Origin of the sequence: Polyangium sp. 15x6 (assembly GCF_029960785.1) — a bacterium.
GTDB lineage: Bacteria > Myxococcota_A > Polyangia > Polyangiales > Polyangiaceae > Polyangium.
Genome location: NZ_JASBQE010000045.1, coordinates 1 through 12,349 on the forward strand (window position 1 = coordinate 1; position 12,349 = coordinate 12,349).

General features: G+C 66.9%; 7 protein-coding genes. All 7 read left to right on the forward strand.

Annotated features, from left to right (window positions below; translation table 11 throughout):
- The first annotated feature begins 258 nt into the window (after positions 1–258).
- Positions 259–459, forward strand: a complete 201-nt coding sequence (locus QHF83_RS28830) for a hypothetical protein (protein ID WP_282421183.1) — start codon at positions 259–261, stop codon at positions 457–459.
- Between the two features lie 2,264 nt (positions 460–2,723).
- The gene (locus tag QHF83_RS28835) at positions 2,724–3,038 is read left to right on the forward strand and encodes a hypothetical protein (RefSeq protein WP_282421184.1); all 315 of its coding nucleotides are present in this window, start codon (positions 2,724–2,726) and stop codon (positions 3,036–3,038) included.
- A gap of 144 nt (positions 3,039–3,182) precedes the next feature.
- Positions 3,183–4,187, forward strand: coding sequence for a sigma-70 family RNA polymerase sigma factor (locus tag QHF83_RS28840; RefSeq protein ID WP_282421185.1), 1,005 nt, complete (start codon positions 3,183–3,185; stop codon positions 4,185–4,187).
- An 84-nt stretch (positions 4,188–4,271) separates the two neighbouring features.
- Positions 4,272–5,588 (forward strand): hypothetical protein, encoded by a 1,317-nt coding sequence (locus tag QHF83_RS28845; protein WP_282421186.1) that lies wholly within the window; start codon positions 4,272–4,274, stop codon positions 5,586–5,588.
- Positions 5,589–5,921: 333 nt separating this feature from the next.
- Entirely contained in the window at positions 5,922–6,797 is an 876-nt protein-coding gene (locus tag QHF83_RS28850) for a hypothetical protein (protein WP_282421187.1), read from the forward strand.
- A 671-nt stretch (positions 6,798–7,468) separates the two neighbouring features.
- Positions 7,469–9,850 (forward strand): MYXO-CTERM sorting domain-containing protein, encoded by a 2,382-nt coding sequence (locus QHF83_RS28855; RefSeq protein WP_282421188.1) that lies wholly within the window; start codon positions 7,469–7,471, stop codon positions 9,848–9,850.
- Positions 9,851–9,891: 41 nt separating this feature from the next.
- Positions 9,892–12,306 (forward strand): MYXO-CTERM sorting domain-containing protein, encoded by a 2,415-nt coding sequence (locus QHF83_RS28860; RefSeq protein ID WP_282421189.1) that lies wholly within the window; start codon positions 9,892–9,894, stop codon positions 12,304–12,306.
- Positions 12,307–12,349: the final 43 nt, after the last annotated feature.

Below are 12,349 nucleotides of genomic sequence, written 5' to 3' on the forward strand. Positions count from 1 at the left end.
CTTCGCTCCGCAGTACGCCGACGTCGACCTCCACATCTCGCCCTGCTTCGGGGTTTGTCCACGGGACATGCCCCCCGCCTTACACCATCGCGCGATGGTTTGGTAGAGAAAAACACCAGCCATCTAGGCGGCCCTCGGGCCTGCTTCCGTTTCTTCGCCAAAGATACGCGGCGCTCGATCCACACGTAGCCGCGCGAGATGTAGCCAGAAGGCCCGGATCCGCGCGCCGTTCTCCGGTGCGGAAAACGAGGGGACGGCGTGGCCCTCGGCGCGTGCTCGACGCTCGGCGCGCGTGCTCGGCGCGGCGCAGCCCTCGGGGCGCGCTCGACGTTCGGCGCACGCGTTCCGCCTTCCATTACCGAACAAATCGCGCCCGAGCAGTTCCACGCCCGCGATTTTGAGTTTTCCCCGCGCGCGCTCGGCACGATTTCGCGAGGTTTACACGTGCTCGGCGCGTAGCCGAGGGACGGCGCAGCCCTCGCCACGAACGGCGCAGCCCTCGGGGCGTGCTCGACGCTCGGTGCGGTCGTGCTCGATGGCGCAGCCCTCGGGGCGCTCGGCGCGGCCGTGCTCGACGGCGCACGCTTGGCACGCTCCAGGGCCAGCGCGAACGCCGGATCACTCTCGACCTCGCGCGGAAGGGATGGAGCGCGCTCGGCCTTTAGCGCAGCAATCGCCGATCGAAGCGCGCCCTTTGCAACGTCCTTCACGGCGTCTCGCCTGCTTCGGTCCTTCAGGAGGAGCCCGGCCACGATTGCGCCGCCCGCTAGAACCAGGCTCGGAACGATGCGCGCGCCCCGCTGCTTCGATTTCAGATCAAGCGCCATCGAGACAGCCTATCGGCCCATTTCCAGGGGGCGCAAGGCGCAAGGGGGCGCGGCGCGATGAAATGTACTCCGCGCGGAGTACATCCCCCGGCGCAGCCCTCGGGCGCCTCGGGGGACGTATACGGCGCAGCCCTCGCGGGGGGGCGCGTCATAGCGTCCGGAGAGGGGCGAAAAGGTACTCTACGCGCGAGCGGTACTCTACGTAGAGTACCTGAAGCGCGAATCGCCCTACTCTGCAATGATTCCGGAAGGTTCCCGTCACTTCGGCGAGAGTCAAGGGCTCCCCCTCAATTGGTACTCTACGGACACCGGACGGGCGGCCGTACCGTGAGTTATTACACCCCTCCGGAGCGAGTTATTACAGTAAGAGCGCTCGTCACTGACGCGGCGCAGCGCTACGGATCGCGAGGGCCCTCGGCACGGTCGCATGTGCGGCGCGTTCACGCGCCGCGTGTCAATGGGAGAAAGGGAGTCAAGGGGCGAAAGGGGGCGCTTACGTGTGACGTGTGATCTGTGGTCCGTGTGATCCCCTCACACACCCACGCGATCACACATCACACGGGGTGCCACGCTCGGCGCTGCGGATCGGGCTTGCGCGCTCGGCGCGGTCGACGGCGCAGCCCTCGGGGCGCTCGGCCCGGTCGTGATCGACGGCGCAGCCCTCGAAACACGCCGCGCGAATAGCTCCACGCCTATCGTGTCGAAATCGCGGTACTGAAGCCTAAATCTTCACTCCCTAGAAACGTCACCTTCCCGCCGAGTTCGTGCGCAAGCGTTCCAAGATCAAGCGGTACCAGTGCCAGCGCATAAAGAAGAGCTTGCACTGCGTCGTAGCCCCAAATGGCCCTTGATGCGACGCGTTTCCCTGGTCCCAAAATCTCGACCAGAACAGACCAGTTCTGGTTTTCGCCGATGACCGGAGCGTGGATTCGGACAAGAACCCGGCGCCCCCCACGTTTGCCATGCGGCGTAAACCGCAATGACCGTTCCGCGAACACGCTTGTGTCACTCATATAGATCACTGCACCGTCGATAGCATTTGGAGAGGTTTTCGTTCGCTCTTCTCCAGCAGCGCTCCCGCCGTTGTCCTTGCTTGACAGGGATCTTGTGACACTTGCGGTTCTCTTCGGACCATGCCCTATCACACTCGCGCTTGCATATCGACGATGGGCCCTCATAGGCGATGTTTTTCGGCGCGACTGCGGGACGCGCAATTGTAGGTGATTCTGGCGGAACACTGGCCACCCCTGACGCAATGCCAAGCGAGCCGTATAAAAGCAATGCTCCTAGCCCCAAAATCAACTTTGCCATGATCGGCCTCCATGCCGCACATGCCCTCCCGCGGCATGTGTACGCTACAGGACGGAACTACGACACGTCCAGAAAGTGACAATCGGCGCGGCCCTCGCGCCGCCTGTCTTGGTCGTGACGCTCGGCGCAGCCCTCGGGGCACTCGCGACGCTCGGCGCAACCCTCGGGGCGCTCGGCCCGGTCGTGCTCGACGGCGCAGCCCTCGGGGCGCTCGGCCCGGTCGTGCTCGACGGCGCCCCCTCGGGGTCACGTTCTGGTTTGATGCGGTTGGTAGGCCCATCTCCCACAAATCGACCCGGCCGGCGCTAACAACCACCTCCCGACCGAGCATGTAGAGAGTGGAGACGGCGAACCTCGCCGCTCGCGATGCGCTCGCATGGGGGCCCGTCGTGAGGGGGACGTCGGCCGTCTCTCCCATCCCGGCCGAACGGTGGTCCTCCTGGTCGAAAAGGCGCCTCCGTTTGGCTCGGGTGGGCTTTGTCGCCGATCCGAGGTGGTTGCGCCGCAAATGGTCACCTCTGCTTGCGCGCTGAGTGCGGCGCAATCACCTCGGGCCGGTGACACCACACGACCGATGGAGGGAGCATGGATGCCGCGCTCGATGGCGATCAAGAGGACGTTCCGACGACGCATGTGAAGGAGCGGGCGAGCCCGGACCAAGAAGAGGATCCGGTGAGTGTTCCCGCCGTGCTGACCGACGAGCAGCGCGATCGGACGCTCGTGTGTCTGGACGCCTATCTCCGCCAGCGCACGCCGCAAAAGGCGGCGGATCTGCTTGGATTCCCGATGAAATACATCATGGGCGTCTGCCGTCGGGAAATAAGGCCGTCTGTCGAGTTTGCCGCCCGCGTGGCGAAATGCAGCGGCATCGAGCTGGCGGCCATCCTCACGGGCCGATGACGTTACGAAACGTGTAAGCGTGCGTTCGTGTTGCCGATGCGCACCTACTCGTCCGATCAGGTATTATGTGAGGAACCATCCACAATCAGCAAAATCGACCGGCCCCGTCGGTACGTTCTCCCTCGTGGTAGACATATAGCCAGCGTGACCAGTCTCGCGCACGTCTCCCCCGATCCCCCCTCCGGTTCCCGTCCGCGCCTCGCCGCGCTCGCGGCGCTCCGTCCCGTCATCTTCGCATGGACGGGCCGCTGGGTGAGCTCCCCGGCCGATCGCGACGACATCACGCAGGACGTCTTGTGGGAGGCCGCGACATGCCGCACGGGCGCGGACATCCCGGACGACGAGCTGCGCCCCTGGCTGTTCGTCATCACGGCGCGGCTGGCCTGCAAGTACCTACGTCGCGAGAAGCGCCACGCCTCGGGCGGGGACGTCTCCCCCGAGGAGATCGTGTCCCCCAACGTCTCGCCCGAAATTGCGGCCGAGCGCGCGGAGTTCCTTCGGTTCCTACAGGACGCGCTTGCCAAGCTGACCCCGCGGCAACGCGCCGCCTTTATTGGTTACGACATCGAAGAAAAGTCACACGAGACAATCGCTCGATCGCTCGGCATTTCGGTGACCTCGGCGCGGAATGCTGCCTGCGAAGCGCGGATGCGGCTCTACGCGGCGCTGTGCGAGCGCGACCGCGACAGGCGCGGTGTCCTTCCGCTGCTGCTTCTCTTCCTTTCCGACCGTTGGTGGCGCGGATCGTCGGGCGGGGAATCGTCCGAGGGGTCGTCCGGGCGGCGGCTGTTCCCTTGGCTCCCGTGGTCGCCGGACAAGATTGTCGGGACGGTTTGGGCGCCATTGGTGGGCGTGCTCGTCGGAGGGGCGGCCGTTGCGGCGTGGTTGCTCCCGTCGGACGATGCGCCGCGCGTTCGCCACCTTCACCTCGCGCCGTACGTGCTGGTCATCTTCCGCGATCACACACAAGAGCCCGTCGCCTCCATCGAGCCCCCTCCGCCGGCCCCCGCTCCGGACCCGGATCCGGCTCCCGTCCGCCGTGCTCCTCCGGCCCCCGCACCTTCGCCGACCTTGACGCCCGAGGCAGAAGAGGCGCTCGACAGGCTTTTCCGCGGGGTGAAGACCTACGACCCCAAAGAGGGGCAATAGCCGAGAGTTCCGCGCGTTATCGTCCCGGGGTTCGTCCTTCACGAACCCCTTGCTGCTTTTGCTCGGTTTGTCTAGAGTTTCGTCATGCGGACGGGCTGCGTCGCGATCGTCGCGTTCCTCGGGGTCCTCGGGCTTGCTGCGCCCTCGTCGGCGGACGACGCGCCCCCGGTTCACGAACTGGATCCCGAGGCGATCCGAGCCGCCGCGGAGGAAGCCCGGTTCGGAGAGTACGTGCAGCGAGGCGACCGGGCGCGGGCCTCCGGACGGATGGCGGATGCGGTGCTCGCCTATTCGGAAGCATTGAACATCCGGCCGGATCCGTTGATCGCCGGCCGGCTCGGGATCGTGCTCGTCGAGCTGGGAAAGCCTGCACGGGCGGCCCATCTGCTCCATGATGCCGTCAACCGTGATTGGCGTGCGAGGCCGGTAGAGCGCGAGCAGTTCAAGACCGCTTACGACGCGGCGCGGGCTGTGGTCTGCATGCTGGACGTCACGATCTCGCATGTGCCGGAACGGACTACGCTCGATGGCGACCCGATCAATCCGAAGCATCGCACGGGATTTTTTATATTCGCCATGCCCGGCGAGCACGAGATCCGCGCGAGCCTGACAGGGTACCGGGACGGGCGCGCCGTTTTCACGGCGTGCAAGGGCGGGAGCATGGACGTCCCTGTCATGCTTTCGCCGCTCCCCTCGGATACATCGATCGAGCCCACGCCAGCGCCCAAGCCTCCCCCCGAGCCGGCCGCCATTCCAGCACCCCCCGGTCTCCCCGAGATACGCCTAGAGCCGCTCGGGGATCCACGTCTAGGCATTGCAGGGGCGGTAGGGGTCGTGGATGGGAAGCCCTTGTCGAAGCAGGAGGATCCGTATGCGTACGACGATCCTTCGGGGGGCGATGGGAAGAAATCGGGCGTGAGAGGATCGATCGGTGCGGGGCCGGTGATGGTGCTGGGGGTGGCGTCATGGGCCCCCGCATTTGGTGTCGCTCTGTCGGGGGGGCTCCGTTTCGGCTCCTTTTCCTTGGGCGTGGAGGTCCGTGGCGCATGGCTACCGTTCCAAGTGGGGGACGGCCCGATCAGTGCAATGACAGCGGGCGGCACCGTTGCCATTTGTGGGCATTGGCGCTGGTTTCTCGGGTGTGGCATCGGGCATCTCGGGGTTATGCGGCTGGATACCACGGCGGACAGTTTTGTGAATTCAGATTTTGTACGTGCGAAGCTCGGGGGCGGTGTGCGATTGGGGGCGGAGATCCCCTTGTCGGGACCGTTTGCCGTGATCGTTGCAGGCGATGCTCTCGCTCTCACGAGTGGCACGCGCGCTGCAATTGGATCGCAATTGATCGTGGATCAACCTCCGGTCATGTTAGCTGGCAACCTACTTGGAACCTATCGATTTTGAGTGTATACTATGAACTATAGTGCAAACATTCGGAGTAAGGCGCTGGTTGCTGGTGGATTGCTCCTGTCAGCGCTCCCGGTGTGGCTGCTCGTCCAGGGCTGCGGCGCGCCTGGGGAAATCGACATTTTTGAATGCAATCCAGACGCCTACTTTCCGGACCCTCGATGCCTCCCGGACGCGGGCATTGACGCATCCGATGCGCATGACGCCGATCCACAAGCCGCATGCGAGGCACAAGGCGGGGAATGCGTCGAGATCCCCGACGATTCCGAGACCCCGGCAGGTTTCTGGAGCCACGTTCCGTGGCCCATCTGGATCGGTCCGGCTGTGGACATGCCGAAGGGGTGCCCCTTCGTGGGGGGCGAGCAGTTCAAGCTCTACGCCGGCCTCACGGCTCCCCCCATGCAGTGCGACCCCTGCGAGTGCCAGAAAGCCACGGGGCAATGCAGCGGGGTTCCGGGGGAGATCACGATCGGGGCTGGTATGTGCGGCGCAGTGGGGGTGCCGTCGCTCCCTTTTGACGGTCCGGGGGGGTGGGATGGGACCTGCACGGGCGCGAACGCGTTGCCCGCGGGTGCGCAATGTCCCCCGGGGAGCGGCGTCCCGTGCGCGCAGTCGATCACGTTCTCGGCGCTTCCGCCTCCGGTCAACGAGAAGTGCGACGTCAAGCCGTCGCCCATCATCAAGGCGGGTGGGGCCAAGAGCACGGAATGGGAGACGGGCGCCCTCGCCTGCCGGTCGAGCCTCGACACGTCGCTCTGTGGCTCGGGGGATAAGCTCTGCGTTCCGAAGGTGCTCTACCCCTACCGTCAATGCATCTGGCAGAAGGGGAAGCATACGAAATGCCCCAAGCCCTACAATTGGGAGCTTCCCCGGACCATGTACCCGGTTCAGCCGAAGGATTCGCGCGAATGCACGGCATGCACGTGCGGCGCGCCGCAAGGTGGCGCATGTGTTGCCACGTTGCGGCTGTTCGATGATGGGGCGTGCGCTTCGGAGTTCCTGAAGCAGCCGATTTCCTCGCTCGGTGGAGACTGCGATCCGATCTTCCCCGCGGGCCGCGCGATGGGCGGGAAGGCGGTCACGGATCACGCGTACATCGCGGGGGTGTGCGAGGCGGGCGGGGGCGAACCCATCGGCGAGGCGGTCGAAGACGACGAGAACGCAGTGACGGTTTGTTGTCGACAATCGTACATCTTTGATGAGTAGGCACGTAGATGGCGGCAGGTGGTACCGCGGCGATTCTTGGGCGCGCCGGTGGGCTGCGCCGTCGAGCATGATCATGCCGAGGGTCGAGAGCACCCCGAGGGCTACGCCGTCGAGCGCGACCACCCCGAGCGCCCCGAGCGCTGCGCCGAGCGCCCGGTAAGGCTTCCACCCGCGATCGGAGGGACCATGCAAATCCTGTTGAAGATCGCAATCTTAGTCCTCTCCCTGGCCTCACAAACGGTACACAAACAGATTTCGCTTGCCGCCTCCGCTCCCGCTCCCGCTCCCGCCTCCGCGCCCGCTCCCACGCTCGCTCCCGCTCGAACGCTCGGAGACCCTCCGGCGCCAGAAACGTGCTCGTCCTGAAGGGCTGAAGCCGCGGCCCACAGCCTTCGCCCGCGCTTCCGCGATGCGCGTGTACGGATTTCGATGACGTGATCACGCTGCGCCTCGTCTACGGACCAGTGCCCGTCGTGCCTGGCGCATGGCGCGTAGAAAAATAAAGGCTTACGACAATGAACTTTGAACGACAGAGCTTCTGGCCGCTGCAGGGACGCATTCTAGGTCCGGTCATGATCGCAATGCTTGCCGCTTGCAGCGCCAATACTGCGCCCAGCGAGGGCGTGTCCGCGAGTGCCCCTGCGCAGGCGGCGCGGGGAGACTCGGCGCGGATGCCGAAAGATCTGCGCGCGGCCTATATCGCGTCCGTGCAGCAGGAGGCCTCGGAGAGGTATGCCGCCGTGGCGCTCTCGCCGGGGCTCTTGCGCGCAGAAAACAAGGCGCAGCGGTGGGTGACGACGCTCGACGACGCGGGCGTATCGCTTTCGCCGGACGACGGTGCGTGGACGTTCGGAATGCGCGCGACGGGGCTCGGGTGCGAGAGCCAGGTGACGGAGCTCGGCGCGACGGAGCCCGCGGCGGAGGGCAATCGGGTTCGTTATGCGCGCGACGGGCTGGAAGAATGGTACGTGAATGGCCCGCTCGGGCTCGAGCAGGGATTCGTGCTTCGGGCGGCTCCCGCGTGCGCCGGGACGAAGGTCGTGGCGATCGAGCTCGGTGGGGATTTGCAGGCGGAGCTCGTGGACGAGGATGGCGATGGCCTTGGGGAGGCGCTTTCGCTGCGGGATGCGGAGGGGCGTGCGGCGCTCGGGTATACCGATCTGTACGTGAAGGACGCGGCGGGCAAAGTGTTGCCCGCGTGGTTGTCGCTCGATCGGGGGCGGGTCGTGATCCACGTGGATGACGCGGAGGCCGTGTATCCGGTGGAGATCGATCCGCTGGTCGCGGTGCAGCAGGCACAGCTGCTCGCAAGCGACGGGGCGGCGCTCGATTATTTCGGGTATTCGGTCGCGCTCTCGGGGGACATGGCGCTCGTGGGCGCGTATGGGCACGACGAGAGCGGCGGTGCCTCCGGCGCTGCCTATGTGTTCGTGCGGAGCTCTGGGGCCTGGACCCAGCAGGCAAAGCTTCTGGCGAATGACGGGGCGGCGGGCGATTCTTTCGGCTATTCGGTCGCGCTCTCGGGGGACACGGCGATCGTCGGGGCGCGGGATGACGACGACAAGGGCGATCACGCCGGCGCTGCCTACGTGTTCGTGCAGAGCGGCGGAGTCTGGACCCAGCAAGCGAAGCTCTTGGCGAACGACGGGGAGACGGGGGATGGGTTCGGCTATTCGGTGTCGCTCTCGGGGGACACGGCGCTCGTCGGGGCGATCTTCGGCGGCGAGAGCGGCGTGGATTCCGGCTCGGCCTATGTATTCGTGCGGAGCTCTGGGGTTTGGACCCAGCAGGCAGAGTTCGTCGCAAACGACGGCGCGGCGGACGATCTCTTCGGCTGGGCGACGACGCTCTCGGGGGACATGGCGCTCGTGGGGGCGGTCTGGGACGACGACAAAGGCAGCGACTCCGGCTCGGCTTATGTGTTCGTGCGGAGCTCGGGAGCCTGGACCCAGCAGGCAAAGCTTTTGGCGAACGACGGAGCGACGGGCGACAGTTTTGGCGTGTCGATCGCGCTCTCGGAGGACACGGCGCTCGTGGGGGCGTACCATGACGATGCCGAGGACCCGAATTCCGGCTCGGCTTATGTGTTCGTGCGGAGCGGCGGGGATTGGACCCAGCAGGCAAAGCTCGTCGCAAATGACGGCGCGGCGAGCGACCTTTTCGGCTGGTCGGTCGCGCTCTCGGGGGACACGGCGCTCGTGGGGGCACAAGGCGACGACATGAATTCCGGCTCGGCTCATGTGTTCGTGCGGAGCGGCGGGGATTGGACCCAGCAGCCCAAGCTGTTCGGGTCGAACGACCCCTCGTCGGGGATCCGGTTCGGCAGTTCGATTGCGCTCTCGGGGGACACGGTGCTCGTGGGGGCGGACCTCGGCCAAAACATGACCGGCTCTGCTCACGTCTTCATCCTTTCGGCGAGCCAGCGTGGCGCTTGCATGACCAGCGCAGAATGCGAGAGCGGGTTCTGCGTGGACGGCGTCTGCTGCGACACGGCGTGCGGCGGAGGCATAATGGGCGACTGCCAGGCGTGCAGCGTGGCGGCGGGCGCGGCGATGGACGGGACGTGCGCGCCGCTTTCGGCGGGCACGGTTTGTCGCGCTTCGGTGGGTGTGTGCGACGTGGCCGAGGCCTGCGACGGGGCGGCGAACGATTGCCCGGCGGACGCGAAGGCTGCGGCAGGCACCGAATGCCGCGCTTCGGCGGGCGCGTGCGACGTGGCAGAGACCTGCGATGGGCAAACCCTGGATTGCCCTGCGGATGGATTCGCAATCGATGGAACACCCTGCGCGGCGGGCGCCTGCGAAGGCGGCGTGTGCATGGTCGGCGAGGGGGGCGCAGGTGGCGCAGGTGGCGCGGGTGGTATGGCCGGCGCAGGCGGCGCGGGCGGCGCTGGTGGTGGTATGGGCGGCGCGGGCGGCGCAGGCGGCGGAGAACCCGCCGACGACAGCGGCTGCGGATGCCGGACGGTATCGCAGACAGGGAACTCGCCCGCGCTTCCCACGCTGGCGCTCGGGATCCTTCTCGCATGGCGGAGGCGCGCGCGGCGCGCGTGATGTGCGTTCGGCCCAAGACACTCAACGAAAGGCTTACGACAATGAAGGATGAACGACAGAGCTTCTTGCCGAGGCATGGTCGTATTCTCGGCCTGGTCATGATCGCAATGCTTGCAGCTTGCAGCGCCGATACTACGCCCGCAGAGGGCGTGTCCGCGCCCGCGAGCGCTCCTGCGCAGGCGGCGCGGCGAGGTTCGGCGCCGATGCCGAAGGACCTGCGCGCGGCCTACATCGCGTCGGTGCAGCAGGAAGCCTCGGAGAGGTATGCCGCCGTGTCGCTCTCGCCGGGGATCTTGCGCGCGGAGAACCACGCGCAGCGGTTCGCGGCGACGCTCGACGGCGCGGGCATTTCGCTTTCACCGGACGACGGGGCGTGGAAGTTCGGAATGCGCGCGGCGGGGCTCGGATGCGAGGGCCAGGTGACGGAGCTCGGCGCGGCGGAGCCCGCGGCGGAGGGCAATCGAATTCGTTATGAGCGCGACGAGCTGGAAGAATGGTACGTGAACGGGCCGCTGGGGCTCGAGCAGGGGTTCGTCCTTCGGGCGGCGCCCGCGTGCGCCGGGACGAAGGTCGTGGCCATCGAGCTCGGCGGGGATTTGCAAGCGGAGCTCGTGGACGAGGACGGCGATGGCCTTGGCGAGGCGCTTTCGCTGCGGGACAGCGAGGGTCGCGTGGCGCTCGGGTATACCGATCTGTACGTGAAGGATGCGGCGGGCAAGATGCTGCCCGCGTGGTTGTCGCTCGATCGGGGGCGGGTCGTGATTCACGTGGACGACGCGGGGGCGGCGTATCCGGTGGAGATCGACCCGCTCGTCGCGGTGCAGCAGGCGAAGCTCGTCGCAAACGACGGGGCGGCGAGCGACTATTTGGGCTATTCGGCCGCGCTCTCGGGAGACACGGCGCTCGTGGGGGCGCCTGACGACGACGACAACGGCACGGACTCCGGTTCAGCCTACGTCTTCGTGCGGAGCAATGGCGTCTGGACCCAGCAGGCGAAGCTCCTGGCAAACGACGGGGCGGTGAGCGACAATTTCGGCTTTTCGGTCGCGCTCTCGGGGGAGACGGCGCTCGTGGGGGCATTCCGGGACGACGACAAGGGCGGGCTATCCGGCTCGGCCTACGTCTTCGTGCGGAGCAATGGTGTCTGGACCCAGCAGGCGAAGCTCCTGGCAAACGACGGGGCGGTGAACGACGAGTTCGGCTATTCGGTCGCGCTCTCGGAGGAAATGGCGCTCGTGGGGGCTTTCGGGGACGACAACAAGGGCTCGGCCTACGTCTTCGTGCGGAACGGCGGAGCCTGGACCCAGCAGGCCAAGCTCGTCGCGAGCGACGGAGCGGTAGAAGACTATTTCGGCCATTCGGTCGCGCTCTCGGGCGACACGGCGCTCGTAGGGGCGTACTGGGACGACGACAAGGGCAATAACGCCGGCTCGGCCTACGTCTTCGTGCGGAGCAATGGTGTCTGGGCCCAGCAGGCGAAGCTCGTCGCGAACGACGGAGCGGTAGAAGACAATTTCGGTTTTTCGGTCGCGGTCTCGGGGGAGACGGCGCTCGTGGGTGCGTATGGGGATGACGACAAGGGCACGGAATCCGGCTCGGCCTACGTCTTCGTGCGGAGCGACGGCGCGTGGACCCAGCAGGCGAAGCTCGTGGCGAACGACGGGCAGGAGGCAGACCTCCTCGGCGTTTCGGTCGCGGTCTCGGGGGAGACGGCGCTCGTGGGGGCGTACAGGGACGATGACAAGGGCGCGTATTCCGGCTCGGCCTACGTCTTCGTGCGGAGCAATGGTGTCTGGGCCCAGCAGGCGAAGCTCCTGGCAAACGACGGGGCTCTGAACAACGAGTTCGGCCGGTCGGTCGCGCTCTCCGGGGCCACGGCGCTCGTGGGGGCGTATGGAAACAGCGAGAAGGCCTCGTACGCCGGCGCGGCCTACGTCTTCGTCCTTTCGGCGAGCCAGGGGAGTTCCTGCATGGCCGACGCAGAATGCGCGGGCGGGTTCTGCGTGGACGGCGTCTGCTGCGATACGGCTTGCGGCGGAGGCGCCACGGGAGACTGCCAGGCGTGCAGCGTGGCGGCGGGCGCGGTGGTGGACGGGACGTGCGCGCCGATCTCCGCCGGCACGACGTGCCGCGCCTCGGCAGGCGCGTGCGACGTGGCCGAGACTTGCGACGGGCAAACCCAGCAATGCCCTGCGGATGAATTTGCAGCCGATGGAACACCCTGCGCGGCGGGCGTCTGCGAAGGCGGCGCTTGCATCGACGGCGCGGGCGGTGCGGGCGGCGCAGGCGGTATGGGCGGCGCAGGCGGTGGTATGGGCGGCGCGGGCGGCGAAGCGCCCTCCGACGATAGCGGCTGCGGGTGCCGGACGGCGTCGCAGACAGGGAGCTCGCCTGTGCTTCCCACGCTGGCGCTCGGGCTCCTTCTCGCATGGCGGAGGCGCGTGCGGCGCGCGTGATGCCCTTTCCTCGCGGGTGAGGCAGCGGCCGGCAGCTGCTGCC